Genomic DNA, 19,292 nt, shown 5'->3' with positions numbered 1-19,292 from the left:
GTAAAGCATGAGCGCGACGAAGACCGGAACCGGCGAACATCAACTCGAAATTCCGCATTCGGCGGAAGAGCGGATCGAGGGACTTCCTGCCGGCTTCGGCGACGGAATCCTGGGCAAGGCAGCATTCTGGATCGCCTTCGCCTTCTCGCTGTTTCAGCTCTGGTCGGCCGCCTACGGCACGCTGCCAAGCCAGGTCGTACGCGCGATGCATGTCGGCTTCCTGCTGCTGCTGGGCTTTGCGCTGTTCGGCAACCTCGTCGCGAAGACCAGGTGGGGCACTGCCTGGTTTTGGCTGCTCGGTATCCTCGGCTTCCTGACCGGCATCTACCAGTGGGTGAACTATAGCGCGATCATCATGCGCTCCGGCTTCCTGACGGTGCCTGACCTCATCGTCGGCACGGTGACGCTGGTTCTCGTCTTCGAGGGCGCGCGGCGGCTGATGGGCCTGCCGCTGACGATCATCGCCGGTCTGTTCCTCGCCTACTGCTTCTTCGGCCAGCACCTGCCGCCGCCCTTCATCCACCGCGGCTATCCGGTCGAGATGATCATCGAACACTTCTCGTTCGGTACCGAGGGCATTTTCGGCACGCCGATCTATGTCTCGGCCGCCTACATCTTCATCTTCGTCGTCTTCGCCGCGTTCCTTGAGCGCGCGGGCATGCTCGCCCTCTTCAACGACTTCGCGCTCGGCCTCGTCGGCAACTGGCGCGGCGGCCCGGCGCAGGTCTGCGTGCTCTCCTCGGCGCTGATGGGCACGATTTCGGGCTCCGGCGTCGCCAATGTCGTGGCGTCGGGTCAATTCACCATCCCGCTAATGAAGAAATTCGGCTTCCGCTCCGCCTTCGCCGGCGGCGTCGAGGCAACCTCGTCGATGGGTGGGCAGATCATGCCGCCGGTGATGGGGGCGGTTGCCTTCATCATGGCCGAGACGCTGAACGTGCCTTACGTCGAAGTGGTGAAGGCAGCGCTCATCCCCGCCATCCTCTATTTCGGCGCCTGCTTCTGGATGGTGCATCTCGAAGCCAGCAAGTCGGGCCTCGGCGGTATGGACAAGGCGAGCCTGCCCGACCCGTGGGCAGCGGTGCGCCAGCACTGGCCGCTCGTGCTGCCGCTTGCCGTGCTCGTCTACCTGCTGTTCGCGGGTTACACGCCGATCTTCGCCGGCACGATGGGCCTCGCCCTCATCGTGGTCCTCATCCTTGGCACGCCGATCGCCGCCCTGATCAGCCCGTTCGCCTTCCGCATGGTGTTCTGGATCGTGGTCGGTCTTTCTGCGGCTGCCTTCGTCAGGTTCGGCGTCAACATCCTCATGCTGGTGATCGGCGTTCTGATCGTCGCCACCGCGCTGTTCAAGGGCGGGCGCGAGACGCTGGCGATCTGCCGCGACTCGCTTGCCGAAGGCGCGAAGAACGCACTGCCCGTGGGAATTGCCTGCGCCATCGTCGGCGTGGTCATCGGCACGCTGACGCTGACCGGCATCGCCTCCACCTTCATCGGTACCATCATCCGCATCGGCGAGAACAATCTGTTCCTTTCGCTGGTGCTGACCATGATCACCTGCCTCATCCTCGGCATGGGCATTCCGACGATCCCGAACTACATCATCACCTCGTCGCTGGCGGGCCCCGCGCTTCTCGAACTCGGCGTGCCGCTGCTCGTCAGCCACATGTTCGTGTTCTACTTCGGCATCATGGCGGACCTGACGCCGCCGGTGGCGCTCGCTTGTTTTGCCGCCGCGCCAATGGCCAAGACATCAGGCCTCAAGATATCGATTCAGGCGACGAAACTCGCGACGGCCGGCTTCCTCGTACCCTTCATGGCAGTCTACACGCCCGCGCTGATGCTGCAGGACGGCGGGCCGATGGCCGAGAACTGGGGCTACTGGGTCGAGGTGGTCTACATCCTCTTCAAGGCCTGCGCCGGCATCGCGCTTTGGGGCATGGCTGTGGTCGGCTTCCTGATCGGCTCGGCGACCTGGTGGGAACGGATTGGTGCCTGTGCCGCCGGCATCCTCATGATCCTCTACCTGCCTGTCACCGACGAAGCCGGCTTCGCGCTCGGCCTGATCGTCGTCGTTGCGCACTGGCTGCGCGTGCGACGCAGCCGGCAGGAAGCTGCGGCAGCCTGATGGGCATTTGCATCCTTGCCGGGGCCAAGACGGTCACGCTGGCCGTCTCCGCCTTCACGCTGGCCTGGACGCATTCGGTCGAGAAGGTCACCTGGCAGGAGGACTGGCAGGTGACGGACGCGGGCCTTCGGATCATCGAGGCGCGTGTAAAAGGTTCAGGCGCCGGCATGGAGCCGCCCGAAGGCGCGGTGCTCAAGGATGGCTGGTGGATCTACGAGCCGCAGGTGAAACCTGTCGAACGGCTCTCCCTCGCTTCGTCGGGAGCAACGGTGTCAGGCTGGGATATCTGCGGCGGTGGCGACTGCCTGACGGTGGGAACCGAACAGGGCGCGGCGATCGTCGTCGAGCCCTGCGTAAAGAGCGATTAGTGACAGTTCAGGCTGCGCATGCGCGCGCAGGCCGGGCCCGGTCCGCGCATATAGTGCTGCTCCGGACGGTAGGTCGGCGCCACGAATTCGCGTACTGCAATGATCGCCTTGATGATTTGAGCCCAGATACGCATGACTCGTATTCCCGCACTCGGTTGCCTGTTTTTCCGTCAGTTCCAACTTTAGCAATCACCGATGAATAAGCCGTGAACGCGATGTTAATAGGTGAGGGAATAAGGGCCGCGCCGCGTCGGAATTGCGGATGATTCGTGGCGGACGCCAAGGTACCGCTTCATCCGCCCAAGCTATTGCTTTCCTGTAACATTCTTCGCCGTCAACGGACCTCCACGCGGCAGCGAAATGGCGCTTGCCGACACGGCCCTGCCACATCGCTTAACCGAAGTGCGCGCGCTCCCAATCCGCCAAAGAAAAACCCCGCCGGATTGCTCCGGCGGGGTTCTTGTCCGTCAGGGACGGAAAGCGATTAATCGCGGCCCTGCTTCTTCAGCGCGGCGCCGAGAATGTCGCCGAGCGAAGCGCCGGAGTCGGTCGAGCCGTACTGAGCGACAGCTTCCTTCTCTTCGGCGATCTCGAGAGCCTTGATCGAGACCTGCAGCTTGCGGGTCTTCTTGTCGAAGGCGATGACGCGAGCGTCGACCTTCTGACCGACCGAGAAGCGCTCCGGACGCTGCTCGTCGCGGTCACGCGACAGGTCAGCGCGGCGGATGAAGGACTCGATGTCGTGGTCGACCAGACGAACGTCCAGACCGCCGTCCTTGACGTCGATCACTTCGCAGGTCACGACAGCGCCCTTGCGCAGTTCACCCGAAGCAGCAGCCTCGCCGAGCGAGTCACGGCCGAGCTGCTTGATGCCGAGCGAGATGCGCTCCTTCTCGATGTCGACGTCGAGAACCTGAGCCTGGACGACGTCACCGCGGTTGTACTCCTCGATGACCTGCTCGCCCGGACGGTTCCAGTCGAGATCCGACAGGTGCACCATGCCGTCGACGTCGCCCTCGAGGCCAATGAACAGGCCGAACTCGGTCTTGTTCTTGACTTCGCCTTCGACGACCGAACCAGCCGGGTGGTTGCGAGCGAAAGCTTCCCACGGATTCTCGAGGGTCTGCTTGAGGCCCAGCGAGATGCGGCGCTTCTGAGGATCGACCTCGAGCACGACAACCTCGACTTCCTGAGTCGTCGAGAGGATCTTGCCCGGATGGACGTTCTTCTTCGTCCAGGACATCTCGGAAACGTGGATGAGGCCTTCGATGCCCGGCTCCAGCTCGACGAACGCACCGTAGTCGGTGATGTTCGTGACGGTGCCCTTGATCTTCTTGCCCAGCGGGAACTTGGTGCCGATATCCTGCCACGGATCCGACTCGAGCTGCTTCATGCCGAGCGAGATACGGTGGGTTTCCTGGTTGATGCGGATGATCTGCACCTTGACCGTCTGACCGATGTTGAGGATCTCGGTCGGATGGTTGACACGGCGCCATGCCATGTCGGTGACGTGCAGCAGACCGTCGATGCCACCGAGGTCAACGAACGCACCGTAGTCGGTGATGTTCTTGACGACGCCCTCGACAACCTGACCCTCTTCGAGGTTCTGGACGATCTCCGAGCGCTGCTCTGCACGGCTCTCTTCGAGAACGGTGCGGCGCGACACGACGATGTTGCCACGACGACGATCCATCTTGAGGATCTCGAAGGGCTGCGGGTTGTGCATGAGCGGGGTGACGTCGCGGATCGGACGGATGTCGACCTGCGAACGCGGCAGGAACGCAACGGCGCCGTCGAGGTCGACGGTGAAGCCGCCCTTGACCTGGTTGAAGATAACGCCTTCGACGCGCTCGCCGGCGTTGAACTTCGCCTCGAGGCGGACCCAGCTCTCTTCGCGGCGAGCCTTCTCGCGCGACAGCATGGCCTCGCCGAGGGCGTTCTCGATGCGCTCGACGTAAACCTCGACTTCGTCACCGGCCTTGAGTTCCTTGGCCTGAGCGCCGAACTCCTTGAGCGGGACGCGGCCCTCGACCTTCAGGCCGACGTCGATGATCGCCATGTCCTTTTCGATGGCGGTAATGAGGCCCTTGACGACAGAACCTTCGGCAGAATGCTCGGCCGAGAACGACTCGTCGAGAAGGCTGGCGAAATCGTCACGGGTAGGGTTGGATTGGGACATAAAAGCTCCTGAAATGCCCTGACCCATAGGGTCCTCCGGGCGGGCGCCGTGTGCTAGTGTTGCGTCAGGTCCGCCAGCATCGTGACCCGCCTCCTGACGGGTCATTGCCGCTCTCGCGGCGTTCCGGCGCAATGTGATGCGGGCGGGCCGGTTCCAGAAACAGGTTGTGCGGCATCACGTGTCTTCCCGAGGGAAGAACGTGCACCGCGCCCCGCTTCAGTCTTTGCCTCGGGCGGCCATGGCCTGTTCGACCAGACTTTTCGCCGCCTGAAACGCGCTTTCTATATCCATTTCGGACGTATCGAGCAAGTGCGCGTCTGCCGCCGGCCGTAGAGGCGAATCCTCGCGGCCCATGTCGCGCGCGTCGCGCTTCTCGATATCGGCAAGGATCTGCGCGAATTCGGCGGTGCCGCCGCGCGATTCGATCTCGGCGAGGCGGCGCTTTGCACGCACGGCGGCGGTGGCGGTGACATAGAGCTTCACGTCGGCGTCGGGGCAGACCACCGTGCCGATGTCGCGGCCGTCGAGCACGGCGCCTGGCGCCGTCTTCGCAAACTCGCGTTGCTTCTCAACCAGCGCGCGCCGCACCGCGGGAATGACGGCAATCTGAGATGCTGCCTCGCCGACGGCATGCTGCGAAAGCACGTCACGGTCGAGATTGCCGAGGTCGAGCGAGCGTGCGGTTGCCTCGGCGGCCGTAGCGTCGGTGAGGTTCAGCCCCTCCTGCAGCATCTTGTGCGCCACAGCGCGGTAGGTAAGCCCCGTGTCGAGCATGTTCAGGTGAAAATGATCGGCGAGGCGGCGCGCCATCGTGCCCTTGCCGGCCCCGGCCGGGCCATCGATGGCGATGATGAAATGTGACGACATGAACTCTCAGACCGAACGCATCAGGCCGCCATCGACGCGGATGTTCTGGCCGGTGATGTAGGAAGACTTTTCCGAGGCAAGGAACAGCACCGCCTCCGCGATTTCCTCGGCGGTACCATAGCGCTGCATCGGCACGGAAGCGCGGCGCTCGTCCTTCTCCGGCAGGCTGTCGATCCAGCCCGGCAGCACGTTGTTGATGCGCACGTTCTGCGCCGCGTACTGGTTGGCGAACAGCTTGGTGTAAGCTGTGAGGCCGGAGCGAGCGACGGCGGATGTCGGGAACATCTCGCTCGGCTCGTCCACCCATGCGGTGGAGATGTTGACGATCGAGCCCGACTTCTGCGCGATCATCTGCGGCGCGACGATGCGCACGGCGCGGGCGACGTTCATGAAATAGACGTCGAAGCCCTTGTGCCAGTCCTCGTCGGAGATTTCGAGCAGCGGGCCCTTCGGGCCGTGGCCGGCGCTGTTGACCAGCACGTCGATGCGGCCGAAGCGCTCGAGGGTGAGGTCGGCAAAGCGCTTCAGATCGTCGTTCGACAGGTTGGAGCCGGTAAAGCCCAGCCCCCCGAGCTCGTTGCCCAGCGCCTCGCCCTTGCCGGACGAGGACATGACAGCGACGGTATAGCCGTTCTCGGCGAGTTTTCGGGCCGACGCGGCACCCATGCCGCTGCCGCCACCGACGATCATTGCAACCTTGCTATCAGCCATGTCCTCTCCCTCATGCCGTTCTGTCAGTCGATCTTTGCGCCAAGGCCCGTCATCAGGCCCATGAACTCCGGAAAGCTGGTCGCGATCATCGAGCGATCGTCGACCGTAACCGGCTTCTCGGCCGCAAGGCCGAGGACAAGGAAGCTCATGGCGATGCGGTGATCAAGGTGCGTGGCAACGGTGCCGCCGCCGAGTCCCTTGCCGTCCGGGCGGCCGCGCACGGTGAGCGAGGCCTCGCCCTCCGTGCAGTCGACGCCGTTGACTTCAAGGCCACGGGCAACGGCCGCAAGGCGGTCGCTTTCCTTGACGCGCAGCTCTTCGAGACCGTCCATCACCGTCTCACCCTCGGCAAGCGAGGCGGCGATGGCAAGGATCGGGTATTCATCGATCATGAACGGCGCGCGTGCCGGCGGCACAGTGACGCCCTTCAGCTCCGAATGGCGCACCCGCAGATCGGCAACTTCCTCGCCGCCCGCATCGCGGCGGTTGAGGATCTCGATCGAGGCGCCCATTTCGAGCAGCGTGTCGATGAGGCCGGTACGCGTCGGGTTCATCAGCACGTTTTCGATGACGATGTCGGAGCCCGGTACGATCAGCGCCGCAACCAGCGGGAAGGCGGCCGAGGACGGATCGCCCGGCACGGCGATAACCTGGCCGGTGAGCTTGCCCTCGCCCTCGATGCGGATGTGGCGCACGCCGTCCTTGTCGGTCTCGACCTGCAGATTGGCGCCAAAGCCCTTCAGCATCTTCTCGGTGTGGTCGCGGGTCATGATCGGCTCGATGACCGTCGTGATGCCCGGCGTGTTGAGGCCGGCAAGCAGCACAGCCGACTTCACCTGAGCGGAGGCCATCGGCACGCGGTAGGTGATCGGGTTGGCGCGCTTCGGGCCACGGATGGTGAGCGGCATGCGGTCGCCGGGCGCGGCGTCCACGACCTGCACGCCCATTTCGCGCAGCGGGTTGAGCACGCGGCCCATCGGCCGGCTCTGCAGCGAGGTATCGCCGATGAAGGTGGTGGTCATATCGTAGGTGCCGACGAGGCCCATGGTGAGGCGCGAGCCGGTACCGGCATTGCCGAAGTCGAGCGGGCCCTGCGGCTCAAGCAGCGCGCCGTTGCCGGTGCCGTGGATGATCCACTCGTCGCCCTGCTTCTCGATCTTTGCGCCCATGGCTTTCATAGCCTCTCCGGTGCGCAGCACGTCCTCGCCCTCGAGCAGGCCGGTGATGCGGGTGACGCCGGAAGCAAGCCCGCCGAACATGAAGGAGCGGTGCGAGATGGACTTGTCGCCAGGCACACGGACGGTGCCGGAAAGAGCTTCGGACTTTGAGGCGGTGGCGGGCTTCGGGGTGAGGTGTGCAGTCATAGAGATGTCCCAGCCGGCAAGCCGGCGAAAGGTGAAATCGGAAAGGCTGTAAGCCGCGCCGGTGTCGTATCACGACGCAATGCCGCGGTCATCCCCCGTGGCCGGATCCGTCCGCCAGATCAAAGGGCTGCACGATCAGCCCGCCCTCGTGCTCGCCGAGGAAGGATTTCACGCCGTAGGACGAGCGCAGCAGCTCGTCCGTCAGCACATCGCGCGGCGCACCGTCAGCCACGATGCGGCCGTCCTGCAGCAGGATCAGCCGGGTGCAGAAGCGGGCGGCGAGGCCGAGGTCGTGCAGGCAGGCGACGACGCTGGAACCTTCGTCGGCAAGGCCCGCAAAGATCTTCATCAGCGCGATCTGGTGCGCGGGGTCGAGCCCGGCCGCTGGCTCGTCGGCGAGCATCAGCGGCGCTTCCTGTGCGAGCGCCCGGGCGATCAGCACTCGCGCCTGCTCGCCGCCGGAAAGTTCGGTTGCGGCGCGCTGCGCGAAATCTTCCACTTCCATCCGCCGCATCGCCGAGCGGATCGCCGCAAGGTCAGCCTCCCCGGGAGCGGCAAAGCCCGGCAGGTGCGGCGCCCGGCCCAGCGCCACGACGCGCTCAACCGTCACCGGCCAGGCAATCTCCCGCTCCTGCGGCAGATAGGAGACGAGCCTGGCCTGGACGCGCGGCGCTGGCTTCACCTCATTGCCGATGATGACGGTGCCTTTCGAGGGCGTCAGGCCAAGGATCGCGCGCAGCAGCGTCGTCTTGCCGGCGCCGTTCGGGCCGATCAGGCCGACAAACTCGCCCTCGCTGACGGTGAAGGAGATGCCGTGCAGCACCTCGCGGCGGCCGAGATCGGCATGGAGATCGGAGACGGCAAGCAGCGTCACAGCATCGTCCTCCGCGAGCGCCAGATCAGCCACAGGAAGAACGGCGCGCCGACCATGGCGGTGAGGACACCGAGTTTCAGGTCGCGCTCGGGCGCGATCAGCCGCACGAGAATGTCGGCGGCAAGCAGCATCGCCGCGCCACCCAGAGCGCTGGCCGGCAGCAGGCGCGACGGCATACTGCCGACGAGCGGGCGCAAGATGTGCGGCACGACCAGCCCGACGAAGCCGATCGCACCAGCCACCGCAGTCGCGGCACCGACCGAGGCGGCGGTGCCTCCGACGGCAAGAAGCTGAGTGCGGCGAAGGTCAAAGCCGAGGCTGGCGGCGGCGCTCGCGCCGAGCGTCAACGCATCAAGCGCGCGGGCGGTCAGCGCCAGCATCACCCAGCCGAGCACCATGAAGGGCGCGGCGAGCGACACATGGATCATGGAGCGGTCGGTGAGCGAGCCCAGCATCCAGAAGACGATTTCCATGGCCGCGAACGGATTGGGAGAAAGGTTCAGCGCCAGCGACGTCATGGCCCCGGCGAAGGCCGACAAGGCAATGCCCGCGAGAATGATGGAAAGCGTTCCGCCTGAGCCGCCGGCCATCGCCCGTACCACCAGCACGGCAACGCCCGCGCCGGCCAGTGCCGCCAGCGGCAAGGCGAGGGGGAAGACGAGCGAGACGCCGGTATAGATGGTCAGCACCGCGCCGAGCGAGGCGGTGGCACTGATGCCGAGCAGGCCCGGCTCAGCAAGAGGATTGCGCAAATAGCCCTGCAGCACGGCGCCGGAGAGGCCGAGCGTTGCGCCGACCATCAGGCCGAGGATCGCGCGCGGCAGGCGGATCTCGCGCATGATCAGCGTGATCTCGTAGGCATCGCCGGACAACAGCGCGCGCATGGAGTCGGCAAAGCCAATCGCGGCTGGCCCGGTCGCCAACGACATCAGGAACAGGAGCACGACGGCAAGCGACAGCGCCGCCAGCACCAGCCGGTATCTCGATGTGTCGGTCAACGCGCGGCTCCGGTCGCCTCGGCGGCGGTGCGCAGGATGCGTACAGCCTCGAGCGTAAACGGCGCGCCGCACACCCAGTACTTGTCGGGCACCGAGACCTCCTTGCCGCCAGCAACATAAGCACGAAAGGCGGGATGGATGAAATTGTCCTGCGCTATGGCCGGCCGTGCGTAGGTTTCGCTGCCGGTGACGATCAGGTCCGGCTTCGCCGCGAGTAACGTTTCGAGCGGAACCCGCGCCCCGCCCTGGATCCCTTCGCGCGCCGCAATGTTGGTGAGGCCGGCCACTTTCATGACCTCGTCGGTAAACGTTCCCGCGCCCGTTGCATAGCTGTTCGACGACCAGCCAAGGGCGGTGACACCGCTGCTGCTGGTTGCGAGTTCCTTCAGCCCGCTGTCGAGTTCGGCGACGACTTCCGCCGCGCGCCCTTCGCGGCCAAGCAACTTGCCGACGCGAACGATCTGCTCGCGCACGTCGGCAAAGGTGTTGACCGGGTCGAACAGCTCAACGCGGATGCCGAGGTTCTGGAGAAGGTTGACCGTCGCCGTCGCGGTGTAGGTGCCGGCCAGCACCAGGTCCGGCCTCATCAGGAAGATTTCTTCGGCGAGGCCGTGATTGACGGGAAAGGCTTTCGCCTCGTCCACCATCGCCGAGGTTTGCGGATCGGTGGCGAGGTGCGTCACCGAACGCAGCTGTCCATCCGCCGCAACCAGCATCGCCATCTGGTCGGTGCAGACGTTCATAGAGACGACGCGGGCAGGTGCTGCCGATGCAGCTCCTGCCGCGCATACCAGTGCAAGCAGGATCGCAGGCAGCACGGCGAGCGCGGGCCCGGAGGGCCACGCCAGCCAGATACCAATGCGATCCCTTACACGCATCAGAACTTCGCCTTCATGCCAACGAACGCGGAGGCGCCCGGCGTATTGTAGCCCAACACGGTCTGGTACTTCTCGTTCAGCAGGTTCTCGCCACGAAGGTAGAACTGCATGTTGTCGTTCAGCTGATAGGCGACCTTGGCGTTGAGCAGGACGTAGTCATCGAGCGAAACATCTGTCGATGGCCAGGTCGAGAAGTCGGTGTCCAGCGTGTCGACGGCATATTTCAGGTCGGCGCTCACGGTCCATTTTTCAGCCGGACGCACCGTCGCAGTCAGCACGGTCGCATGGCGCGGGACGCGAATGGCGCGGATCCCTGCATCGTCCGCCGCGCTGGTGTAGGTGTAGGAGGCGCCAAGATCAAACCAGTCGGTCACCGCGTATTTCAGCGAGGCTTCGATGCCGCGCGAATGGGTGTTGCCGGGGATCTGCACGTAGGTCGTGCCAAATCCGATGCGGTCCTCGACCTTCACCGAGAAGTAGGTGATGTCGGCCGTCAGGCGGCCATCGAGAAAAGTCTGCTCGACGCCGACATCGTAGCTGAAGCTGGTTTCCGGCTGCAGATCCGTGTTGCCGTAGGTGGGCGCGTATAGCTCATAGAGGCTGGGCGCCCGAAAGCCAGTGCCGACCGAGGCGTGGAGGCGCGTTCCGGAATTCGGGAAGAGATAGGACGCCGTGCCACGATAGGTGGTGTGGCCGCCAAATTCAGAGTGCTCATCATGGCGAAGCCCGGCAGTCAGCACGAAATCATCAACCGGCTCGAAAATCCCTTGCGCCCAGACACCCGTGAGATGGTGGCTGTCGCTGATTGCGGTCCAGGTGGTCGCGATATCGGCCTTCTGACGCTCGTGGTCGGCGCCGTATTGCAGGGTGATGCGATCGGTCAGTTCGAACGAGCCGAGATAGTCGAACTTCAGCCGGTCGCCGACGAAGGTGTCGTTGGCCGGCGAAATCTCGCGATCCATGCGCGATGCCTGCACCGAGAAGGTGTTCTTGGCACGTCCGTCGAGAAGATCGAGGTTGAACCCTGCGCGTCCGCCCAGGAACGTGGTGAAGTTCTCGTCGCCTGAGCTGTCAAAGCCGTTGAGGTCATACTCGGCCCTGGTGTCGATGTAGAGCGCCGAGCCAAAGACGGAAAAGGCTTCGCTGAAGCGGTGCTCGACGTTCAGGTCGGCGGTGACGTTCTGGTATCCGTCCTTTTCCGTGCCGCCGGCAGCGGCGGAGAAGCCATCGGCTCGGAAGCCTGAAATATTGCCGACGATGCGGGAGGCATCATCAGACGCGTTGATGCCATAGCGGCCGCGCACCGTGCCGTAGGAGCCGCCTTCGATCTCAACGGTGTGATGAACGCCCGGACCTTCGTCGGCAAAGCTCGACAGATCGACGAGACCGGCAATGGCGTTGGAGCCATAGAGCGTGCTCTGGGAGCCCTTCAGAACCTCGATGTTCGAGATGCCGGCAGACAGCAGGTGCTCGAAATGGGTCTGAACCTGCGTGTTCGAGACGTCCGAGACGTCGATGCCGTTGTAGAGCGTCTTAATGTAGCGCACGGGCAGGCCGCGCATGTAGACGCCCGTGGTCTGGCCAATCGGGCCTGCCGGGCTCACAGACATGCCGGGCACGAACGACAGATAATCCGCTACGGCCTGAACCGTCTTTTTATCGATATCCTCACTGGTCAGCAGCTCGACCTTGGAGCCAACCTTCTGCGCCTCGGTGGGCGTGCGATTGGCGGTAGTAACCGTGATCGTATCGAGAACGGTCACGTCGTCGGAAGAAGCATCATCCTGGGCGAAAGAGGGTCCGGACAGGATAAGCGTAAGTGCGCTCGCAGCGAGCAGCGGCGATTTCATTGCAGTCCCCACATCTGTCCGATCGGCAATGCCGACCGGCGGTTACACTGAGGCTGCAAACCGATTTCGCGGCGCCCATGCGCCAAAGGTCATCTCGCCGCTTCCGGCATGCAGCACATTCTTCGAATGTCACCGCGACGGACGACCGCGCCCCGATGCACCCCGCATCGAGACATGGGTGACTGGAACGGCAGGTCTCCTGGCTTCCGTGTCTTCACCTCTCTTCCGCCTTCCCGGCCTGACCGCCAGTGGCATGTGGAAGTTGGCTCAACGGTTACAGTTGCGGGGGCAGCCACGGAATTGACCGATAGTCAGTCGCACCGTGTTCCCATTTTCACCCGCCTCACGGCGGGACCAGTTCCAAGCGGATGGATAGCCGGAGTCCGGCGCTGCGTCAACGAGACGGGGTCAGCGGACCCCGTACCTGTTGACGAGCACGTCGAGAATGGCGCGGATCGCCTGTGCCTCACCGCCGATCGGGCAGTGCGGCCGCTCGACCGGCGACCAGCCGAACACGTCGAAATGCGCCCAGCTCCTGGCGTTTTCGACGAAGCGGCGCAGGAACAGTGCCGCCGTCACCGCGCCGGCCATGCCGTCGGTGGTGACGTTGTTGATGTCCGCGACCTTGGAGTTGAGCTTGCTGTCGTAGTTCGACCACAGCGGCAGGCGCCAGAGCGGATCGGCGGTCTTCTCGGCGGCGTGGGCGAGGTGTTCCGCAAGCGTATCGTCGTCGGTGAAGAAGGGCGGCAGGTCCGGGCCAAGCGCCACACGCGCCGCACCGGTCAGCGTTGCCATGTCGATCAGCACTTCGGGCGACTCTTCGTCTGCCAGCGCCAGCGCGTCAGCGAGAATCAGCCGGCCCTCGGCATCGGTGTTGCCGATCTCGATGGTCAGGCCCTTGCGGCTCTGCAGGATGTCGCCGGGGCGGAAGGCGTTGGCGGAGATGGAATTCTCGACCGCCGGTATCAGCACGCGCAGGCGGATGTTCGCCTTCGCCGCCATCAGCATCGAGGCAAGGCCGAGAACGTTGGCCGCGCCGCCCATGTCCTTCTTCATCAGCAGCATGCTTGACGGCGGCTTGATGTCGAGGCCGCCGGTGTCGAAGCAAACGCCCTTGCCAACGAGCGTGACCTTCGGTGCGTCTTCAGCGCCCCACGCGAAGTCGATCAGGCGCGGCGCCTGCGCCGAGGCGCGACCCACCGCATGGATCATCGGAAAGTTTTGTTCAAGCAGCGCATCGCCCGAAACGACGGAGACCTTCGCGCCATGCGCGTCTGCCAGGGACCGCGCGGCCTTCTCGAGTTCCTCGGGACCGAAATCGTTGGTGGGCGTGTTGATGAGGTCGCGCACGAGGAAGACCGCCTCGGCCTGCTGGCGCACCCTTGCTGCATCCGCGCCTTCCGGCACCGCGAACTCGACGTCGCGGCCCTCATGCTTGCGGTAGCGTGTGAAGACGTAGCTGCCGAGAAGAAGGCCGAGCGCGGCAAGGTCGGGATCTTCCGGCGTGTTGGCAAAGTGCCACTCGCCGGCGGGCAGCTTCTTCGCGAGCGAGCCGGTGGCAAGCGGCGAGAAGCCGCCGCGCTTGTCGGCCACGCCAAACAGCGCGCCCGCGATTGCGCCATCGCTGCCCGGCAGGAGCACAAGCTGGCCGGCCGCGCCGCTAAAATGGTTCGCTTCCGCCCATGCACGCGCGCCGGCGTCCAGCTCCAGCCTGGAGAAGCTTTCCTTGGTGACGAGATGAACCGGGCGGGAGCCGGGCGTTGCCTTGTCTTTCAGTGTCAGCGGCATGGCCGGAAAGATCCTTTTTAACGATCCGTTAGCGTTAACAGATTATTGCTGACCCTCGATCGTGACCGGAAAAGGGTCATTGTCGGGCAGGGGAGATTCAGTGCCGATGTTCACCAACCTCGCCGCGAAGGCAACGGGGAAACGCAGCTCCGCAGTGCTGAGTGCACTCATCGTCGCCGTTTCCCTTTCGGGATGTGCATCCACCGACAAGATGACCACCGGCTCCATTTCTCGCGGTTCCTCGCCCGAGGTGGTGGAATCGATGTCAGCCCAACAGCTGGCCTCGGCAGTCGAGTCGCTCGGCAATGCGTACGCGAAGAACCCAAAGGACAGCACCACCGCGATGCGCTACGCCTCGGTGCTGCAGATGAGCGGCCGCACCGACCAGTCGCTCGCGGTGATGCGCAAGCTTGCCATCGACTATCCGTCCGACCGCAAGGTGCTCGCCGCCTATGGCAAGGCGCTCGCCGCAGCGGGCGAGCTGGAGCCCGCGCTCGATGCGGTGCGCCGCGCCCAGACGCCGGAATATCCCGACTGGAAGCTGATGTCGGCGGAAGCCGCAATCCTCGACCAGCTCGGCGACCAGAAAGAGGCGCGCAGGCTCTACATGCGCGCTCTGGAGCTGAAGCCCGGTGAAGCCTCGATCCTGTCCAACCTCGGCATGTCCTACGTGCTGGAAGGGGATCTCAAGAGCGCCGAGAACTATCTGCGCCAGGCCGTGCAGGCGCCGGGAGCCGACAGCCGCGTGCGCCAGAACCTCGCCCTCGTCGTCGGCCTGCAGGGCCGTTTCAAAGAAGCCGAGGAGATCGCATCGCGCGAACTCTCGCCGCAGCAGGCGCAGGCAAACGTCGCCTATCTGCGCCAGATGCTCGCCCAGCAGAACGCCTGGAACGAACTGCGCGAGGAAGAGCGCAAGCGGAACTAGGCCTCAGCGGCCTAGAATCCGCTCACGCGCGGCAGCCAGGTCGACACCCCCGGCACGAAGGTAATCAGCAGCAGGACCAGCAGATGCGCCAGGAGAAATGGCGGCATCTCGCGCACGATCTCGCTCACCTTCAGCTTCACCGTCGATGAGACGACGAAGAGCAGCGCCCCGACCGGTGGCGTGATCAGGCCGATCGTTAGGTTCAGGATCACCACCATCGCGAAGTGGATTGGATCGATGCCGAGCGAATGCGCGATGGGCGCGAGGATCGGCACCAGCACCATCACGCCCGGCAGCGGGTCCATGAACAAGCCGAAGATCAGCAGGAAGACGTTGATCGCGAGCAGGAAGACAACCGGCGAGAGGTTCCATGAGACGATCGTCTCGGCAAGGCGCTGCGGCACGCCCTCGATGATCAGCACCCAGGCAAAGGCGCGGGCGGCCGCCAGGATCAGCAGGACGGCAACCGAGATCAGGGCCGCGCGCAGGATGATGGCCGGAATGTCCTTCACCTTCAGCGAGCGGTAGACGAACATGCCGCACGCCAGAGCGTAGAAGATTGCCACCACCGAAGCTTCGGTTGGCGTGAAGATGCCGGCGCGGATGCCGCCAATGATCAGGACGATCAGGAACAGGGCCGGCAGCGCATAAATGCTGGTCCGGACGATCTCGGCGGTGGGCGGCTTCGGGTCGCCACCGCGGTAGCCGCGGGCACGCGAGACGTAGAAGTTGGCCGCGGAGAGCGCGAGCGCGATGATGACGCCCGGGACGATGCCGGCGATGAACAGCGCACCCACCGACACCTGCTCAACCTGCAGCGCATAGACGATCATGATGATCGACGGCGGGATGATCGGCCCCATGACTGCCGATGAGGCCGTCAGGGCTCCGGCGTAGGAGCGGTCATAGCCGCTCTTTTCCATCATGCGGATCATCATAGCGCCGGGACCGGCCGCGTCCGCCAGCGCTGAGCCCGAAATTCCGGAGAACAGTGTCGAGGCAATCACGTTCGCGTAGCCGAGGCCGCCGCGCTTGTGCCCGACGAACTGCGAGGCGAAGCGCAGCAGCACGTATGTCATCGCGCCGCCCGTCATCAGCTCGGCCGCGAGGATGAAGAACGGGACGGCCATCAGCGGAAATGAGTCGAGGCCGGAGAACATCTCCTTCACGATGACGAGATAGGGATAGTTGCTTCCGAGCGCGACGGCGACGAAGGCCGAGATCGCCAGCACGAAGGCGATGGGAAAGCCCAGCGCGAGCAGCACGACGAAGGAACCGAAAAGTATCCAGGCCACGTGATCCTACTCCGTTGGCATCATGCGCTCAGGCTGCCAGCAATATCGCCGGCCTCGGTGGTTTCCTCGAAGCGGTTGTCGCGGACATAGCTGCGCACGACGAGGAGGAGATGGATGATGAGAAGGGCGAAACCTACCGGCATCGCCGCGTAGACATAGGCAAACGGGATGCGGGTCGCCGGTGTCATCTGGAAGCGCATGCGCATCGCATAGCCGTAGCCGACCCAGATCATCACCGCGAAGAAGGCGATCAGGCAGATGACGATGAAGCCGCGCAGCAGGCGCTGCTTCTGCGTCGGCATGATCTCCATCAGGTTGGTGATCGCGACGTGCCCGCCATAGCGAAGGGTCAGGCCCGCACCAAGGAACGTCAGCCAGATCATCATGTAGCGGGCGACTTCCTCGGCCCAGTAGATCGAGTAATTCGTCGTGTAGCGCAGCGTCACATTGGCGAAGACGATGCAAGACATGGCGCCCAGCAGCAGGATCAGCGCCCACTTGTTGGCCTCGACGAAGGCGTTCTCAAGCTTTTGCAAGGAAAGTGCCCTCCTCAGTCGGCAAGGCCGGCATGACGCCGGCCCGCCAGTTCAGGTGTTTTGGACGGCGCGGTCACTTGGCCGCGATGATGCCGTCGATCAGTTCCTTGCCGTAGGTCTTGTAGTATTCCTCATAGGCGGGAGCGAGCGCCTTCTGGAACTCGGCCTTCTGCTCGGCCGTAAGCTCGCCGACTGTCATGCCTTCCTTCTTCAGCTGCTCGACGCCGGACTTCTCGACGTCATCGACGAAGGCGCGCATGGCAACGACCGCCTCGGCAGCGCCCTTCTTGAACACTTCCTTGTCCTCATCGGACAGGCTGTTCCAGAGATCCGGCGAGACCAGCAGCATCGCCGGCGAATAGACGTGGCCGGAGACGGTGAGGTGCTTCTGCACTTCCGACAGCTTCGCCGAGGTAATCACCGACAGCGGGTTCTCCTGGCCGTCGATGGTGCCCTGCTGCAGCGCGCCGATCACCTCCGGCCAGGCCATCGGCGTCGGAGCAGCACCAAGCGTGTTGAAAGCGGTGATGTGGATCGGGTTTTCCATCGTCCGCAGCTTCAGGCCGGCGACGTCATCCGGCTTCTCGATCGCATTGCGGTTGTTGGTGATATGGCGGAAGCCCTGCTCGCCCCAGGCAAGTGCGATCAGGTTCGCGCTCTCGAACTTGCCGAGGATCTCCTGGCCAATCGGGCCATCGAGCACGCCGCGGGCATGGGCAAGGTCGCGGAACAGGAACGGAATGTCGAAGACGCCGGCTTCGGGGACGAAGTTGGAGAGCGTGCCGGAGGAAACGATGGTCGCTTCGACCGTGCCGATCTGCAGGCCCTCTAGAACCTCGCGCTCGCCGCCAAGGCCAGAGGAGGGGAAGTGACGGAACACGAAGCGCTTGTCGGTGCCGCTCTCGACGACTTCCTGCCAATTGTTGGCGGCAACGCCGTAGTGCGACGTCGTCGCCAGCGCGTAGCCGATCTTGATTTCCTGCTCGGCCTTCGCGCCGAAGCTGAGGCCAAGCGTCATCGCCGTCACGACGAGCGCGGTACGGCCAAGGTTCTTTGCAAAATTGCGCATGCGGTCTTCCTCCCAAAAGACAACCGTGACGGCTGGTGCGCACGGTCATGCCAACGATGTCAGCTGATCCGGGACAGCCTCCTCGCTGGCCGGACTGGCGGGCGGCGGAAATCGCCGTTCAGCCCGTTTATAGTCGGGAGAGAACAGTTGCGCCAGCTTCTAAGACGCATGGATCAATGCATCAGAATAGTGGCGCAACGTCGCAGTATGCATCCAGAAGATGCGGAAGACTTCTCCGGAGATCAGCTCCGCTCCTCGAAGGCGATCACGCCGCAGCCGGTTATCGCCGGGAAGGTGTAGTAGCTGTAGACCTCGTCGATATTGTCGGACAGCGCGCCGCGCATCGCGAACCAGATCGCAAGTTCGGCTGCCTCGGTACCGCCAAGACGCATCAGCTCCTCCTGCGGCAGGTCGACCAGCTCCTGGACCTCGTCCTTCAGCTTGGACAGGAAGTAGCGGTCGAGCTTTTCGTTGGCGATGCCGAAGCGCGCGCCGCTGATCTGGTGCGACATGCCGCCGGTCGCGACGACGAGGATGCGGTCGTCGCCCGGGAAGCTCTCGATCGCCGCGCGGATCGACTTGCCGAAATTGTGCAGCCGCTGTGAAGTCGGGATCGGGTGACGCACCATGTTGATCGCGATCGGCACGATGGGCGTGTCCCACGGCGTGTCCTTGAGATACGGCATCCACGAATAGATGCCGTGGTCGATGGCGAGGTCCTGGCAGACCGTGAGGTCGTACCCGCCATCGCGCACCAGCTTGTTGGTCAGGTGCCAGCCAAGGTCGGTATCGCCGACGAGGCTCGGGAACGGACGCAGGCCCCAGCCTTCATCCGCCTGCCGGAACTCGGGCGCGATGCCGATCGCCAGCGTCGGATAGGCGTCGAAGTCGAAGTGGTTGAGGTGGTCGTTGTAGACGATCACCATGCGGTCGGGCTGCATCTTCGCCAGCCACTCTTTCATCGGCCGGGTGCCGTCGAACCAGGGCTGCCAGCGCGGGCTGAAGCCGTTCGCCATGCCCTTGTCGTATTCGATCCCCATTGAGGGCGTGTGCGAAATCGCGAATCCGCCGATAATCTTCGCCATCAGTCTTCTCCCCCCGGAAGCGCGCTGACCCTGCGCGGGCAAAGCTGCATCAGTTCCTCAACCTCCATGTCGGCATTGTGCGCGCCGATGTGCCAGAGGTTCTGGCCGACGGTCGCCGCGACCTTCAGCATCGCCTGCAGATGGCCGCCCGCCTTGAGGAGCCCGGTCCAGTCGCGTGCCTTGACCAGCGCGATCTCCTCATCGCTGAGGCCGGCGCCGCGCATGTAGCCTTCCTCGTCGGCGAGAAACTTTTCGCGATTTTCCGGGCGGCGCAGGCTGAGGCCGAAGCGCGTCAGCTTGTAGCCTTTAGTCGCCATCTCGCCGGTGTAGATATACGTGCCTGGCGGATCGAGGTTGAACGGGATCGAATTGCTCAT

The 19,292-nt window shown here is 64.2% G+C and carries 19 protein-coding genes and 1 riboswitch; of the genes, 3 read left to right on the top strand and 16 right to left on the bottom strand.

Annotated elements, in window-relative coordinates; all coding sequences use genetic code 11:
- Window positions 1-7 precede the first annotated feature (7 nt).
- Complete coding sequence (locus L630_RS0104440) at window positions 8-2,128, top strand: TRAP transporter permease (RefSeq protein WP_024847079.1); 2,121 nt, start codon at window positions 8-10, stop codon at window positions 2,126-2,128.
- Window positions 2,128-2,496: a DUF1850 domain-containing protein gene (locus L630_RS0104435; protein ID WP_024847078.1), complete on the top strand. Its 369-nt coding sequence runs from the start codon at window positions 2,128-2,130 to the stop codon at window positions 2,494-2,496. The genes L630_RS0104440 and L630_RS0104435 overlap by 1 nt, the downstream gene beginning before the upstream one ends.
- On the opposite strand, the gene L630_RS23125 is transcribed toward L630_RS0104435, so the two are convergent.
- The 11 genes from L630_RS23125 to L630_RS23355 all read right to left on the bottom strand — a co-directional run bounded on the left by L630_RS23125 (window position 2,493) and on the right by L630_RS23355 (window position 14,233).
- Window positions 2,493-2,630: a hypothetical protein gene (locus tag L630_RS23125; RefSeq protein WP_186441296.1), complete on the bottom strand. Its 138-nt coding sequence runs from the start codon at window positions 2,628-2,630 to the stop codon at window positions 2,493-2,495. The genes L630_RS0104435 and L630_RS23125 overlap by 4 nt on opposite strands.
- 350 nt (window positions 2,631-2,980) lie before the next feature.
- On the bottom strand, window positions 2,981-4,675 hold the full coding sequence (rpsA, locus tag L630_RS0104425) for a 30S ribosomal protein S1 (protein ID WP_024847077.1): 1,695 nt from the start codon (window positions 4,673-4,675) through the stop codon (window positions 2,981-2,983).
- A 216-nt stretch (window positions 4,676-4,891) separates the two neighbouring features.
- Window positions 4,892-5,542 (bottom strand): (d)CMP kinase, encoded by a 651-nt coding sequence (gene cmk, locus L630_RS0104420; RefSeq protein ID WP_024847076.1) that lies wholly within the window; start codon window positions 5,540-5,542, stop codon window positions 4,892-4,894.
- Between the two features lie 6 nt (window positions 5,543-5,548).
- A complete protein-coding gene (locus L630_RS0104415) occupies window positions 5,549-6,253 on the bottom strand; it encodes an SDR family oxidoreductase (RefSeq protein ID WP_024847075.1) in 705 nt (234 codons plus the stop codon).
- Window positions 6,254-6,276: 23 nt separating this feature from the next.
- Entirely contained in the window at window positions 6,277-7,617 is a 1,341-nt protein-coding gene (gene aroA / locus L630_RS0104410; RefSeq protein WP_024847074.1) for a 3-phosphoshikimate 1-carboxyvinyltransferase, read from the bottom strand.
- Window positions 7,618-7,705: 88 nt separating this feature from the next.
- Window positions 7,706-8,491, bottom strand: coding sequence for an ABC transporter ATP-binding protein (locus tag L630_RS0104405; protein WP_024847073.1), 786 nt, complete (start codon window positions 8,489-8,491; stop codon window positions 7,706-7,708).
- Window positions 8,488-9,489: an iron ABC transporter permease gene (locus tag L630_RS0104400; protein WP_024847072.1), complete on the bottom strand. Its 1,002-nt coding sequence runs from the start codon at window positions 9,487-9,489 to the stop codon at window positions 8,488-8,490. The genes L630_RS0104405 and L630_RS0104400 overlap by 4 nt, the downstream gene beginning before the upstream one ends.
- Window positions 9,486-10,367, bottom strand: coding sequence for an ABC transporter substrate-binding protein (locus L630_RS0104395; protein WP_024847071.1), 882 nt, complete (start codon window positions 10,365-10,367; stop codon window positions 9,486-9,488). The genes L630_RS0104400 and L630_RS0104395 overlap by 4 nt, the downstream gene beginning before the upstream one ends.
- Window positions 10,367-12,217 (bottom strand): TonB-dependent receptor, encoded by a 1,851-nt coding sequence (locus L630_RS0104390; RefSeq protein WP_024847070.1) that lies wholly within the window; start codon window positions 12,215-12,217, stop codon window positions 10,367-10,369. The genes L630_RS0104395 and L630_RS0104390 overlap by 1 nt, the downstream gene beginning before the upstream one ends.
- Before the next feature lie 171 nt (window positions 12,218-12,388).
- A riboswitch (cobalamin riboswitch) is annotated at window positions 12,389-12,591 on the bottom strand.
- A gap of 34 nt (window positions 12,592-12,625) precedes the next feature.
- Complete coding sequence (locus L630_RS0104385) at window positions 12,626-14,005, bottom strand: leucyl aminopeptidase family protein (protein WP_024847069.1); 1,380 nt, start codon at window positions 14,003-14,005, stop codon at window positions 12,626-12,628.
- Between the two features lie 42 nt (window positions 14,006-14,047).
- Window positions 14,048-14,233 (bottom strand): hypothetical protein, encoded by a 186-nt coding sequence (locus L630_RS23355; protein ID WP_245263665.1) that lies wholly within the window; start codon window positions 14,231-14,233, stop codon window positions 14,048-14,050.
- On the opposite strand from L630_RS23355, the gene L630_RS0104380 reads away from it, so the two are divergent.
- A complete protein-coding gene (locus L630_RS0104380) occupies window positions 14,217-14,930 on the top strand; it encodes a tetratricopeptide repeat protein (RefSeq protein WP_245263661.1) in 714 nt (237 codons plus the stop codon). The two genes, L630_RS23355 and L630_RS0104380, sit on opposite strands and share 17 nt — an antisense overlap.
- A gap of 11 nt (window positions 14,931-14,941) precedes the next feature.
- Here L630_RS0104380 and L630_RS0104375 read toward each other — a convergent pair whose 3' ends face one another.
- From L630_RS0104375 to L630_RS20990, 5 genes are all read right to left on the bottom strand, one after another.
- The gene (locus tag L630_RS0104375) at window positions 14,942-16,225 is read right to left on the bottom strand and encodes a TRAP transporter large permease (RefSeq protein WP_024847067.1); all 1,284 of its coding nucleotides are present in this window, start codon (window positions 16,223-16,225) and stop codon (window positions 14,942-14,944) included.
- A 20-nt stretch (window positions 16,226-16,245) separates the two neighbouring features.
- Window positions 16,246-16,761: a TRAP transporter small permease gene (locus L630_RS0104370; RefSeq protein WP_024847066.1), complete on the bottom strand. Its 516-nt coding sequence runs from the start codon at window positions 16,759-16,761 to the stop codon at window positions 16,246-16,248.
- 73 nt (window positions 16,762-16,834) lie between these two features.
- Window positions 16,835-17,830 carry a TRAP transporter substrate-binding protein gene (locus tag L630_RS0104365; protein ID WP_024847065.1) on the bottom strand — a complete coding sequence of 332 codons (996 nt, stop codon included), beginning with the start codon at window positions 17,828-17,830 and terminating at the stop codon, window positions 16,835-16,837.
- Window positions 17,831-18,072: 242 nt separating this feature from the next.
- Window positions 18,073-18,915: a class III extradiol dioxygenase family protein gene (locus L630_RS0104360; protein WP_024847064.1), complete on the bottom strand. Its 843-nt coding sequence runs from the start codon at window positions 18,913-18,915 to the stop codon at window positions 18,073-18,075.
- Window positions 18,915-19,292 (bottom strand): hypothetical protein, encoded by a 378-nt coding sequence (locus L630_RS20990; protein WP_024847063.1) that lies wholly within the window; start codon window positions 19,290-19,292, stop codon window positions 18,915-18,917. The genes L630_RS0104360 and L630_RS20990 overlap by 1 nt, the downstream gene beginning before the upstream one ends.

This window comes from Aminobacter sp. J41 (assembly GCF_000526635.1).
Lineage (GTDB): Bacteria > Pseudomonadota > Alphaproteobacteria > Rhizobiales > Rhizobiaceae > Aerobium.
This window is presented reverse-complemented; position numbering and strand designations above follow the sequence as displayed.

Coding starts and splice junctions, on each gene's coding strand:
- L630_RS0104440 (WP_024847079.1), top strand. CDS start 8: ATGAGCGCGACGAAGACCGGAACCGGCGAACATCAACTCGAAATTCCG.
- L630_RS0104435 (WP_024847078.1), top strand. CDS start 2,128: ATGGGCATTTGCATCCTTGCCGGGGCCAAGACGGTCACGCTGGCCGTC.
- L630_RS23125 (WP_186441296.1), bottom strand. CDS start 2,630: ATGCGTATCTGGGCTCAAATCATCAAGGCGATCATTGCAGTACGCGAA.
- rpsA (WP_024847077.1), bottom strand. CDS start 4,675: ATGTCCCAATCCAACCCTACCCGTGACGATTTCGCCAGCCTTCTCGAC.
- cmk (WP_024847076.1), bottom strand. CDS start 5,542: ATGTCGTCACATTTCATCATCGCCATCGATGGCCCGGCCGGGGCCGGC.
- L630_RS0104415 (WP_024847075.1), bottom strand. CDS start 6,253: ATGGCTGATAGCAAGGTTGCAATGATCGTCGGTGGCGGCAGCGGCATG.
- aroA (WP_024847074.1), bottom strand. CDS start 7,617: ATGACTGCACACCTCACCCCGAAGCCCGCCACCGCCTCAAAGTCCGAA.
- L630_RS0104395 (WP_024847071.1), bottom strand. CDS start 10,367: ATGCGTGTAAGGGATCGCATTGGTATCTGGCTGGCGTGGCCCTCCGGG.
- L630_RS0104390 (WP_024847070.1), bottom strand. CDS start 12,217: ATGAAATCGCCGCTGCTCGCTGCGAGCGCACTTACGCTTATCCTGTCC.
- L630_RS0104385 (WP_024847069.1), bottom strand. CDS start 14,005: ATGCCGCTGACACTGAAAGACAAGGCAACGCCCGGCTCCCGCCCGGTT.
- L630_RS0104380 (WP_245263661.1), top strand. CDS start 14,217: ATGACCACCGGCTCCATTTCTCGCGGTTCCTCGCCCGAGGTGGTGGAA.
- L630_RS23355 (WP_245263665.1), bottom strand. CDS start 14,233: ATGGAGCCGGTGGTCATCTTGTCGGTGGATGCACATCCCGAAAGGGAA.
- L630_RS0104365 (WP_024847065.1), bottom strand. CDS start 17,830: ATGCGCAATTTTGCAAAGAACCTTGGCCGTACCGCGCTCGTCGTGACG.
- L630_RS0104360 (WP_024847064.1), bottom strand. CDS start 18,915: ATGGCGAAGATTATCGGCGGATTCGCGATTTCGCACACGCCCTCAATG.
- L630_RS20990 (WP_024847063.1), bottom strand. CDS start 19,292: ATGAGCAATTCGATCCCGTTCAACCTCGATCCGCCAGGCACGTATATC.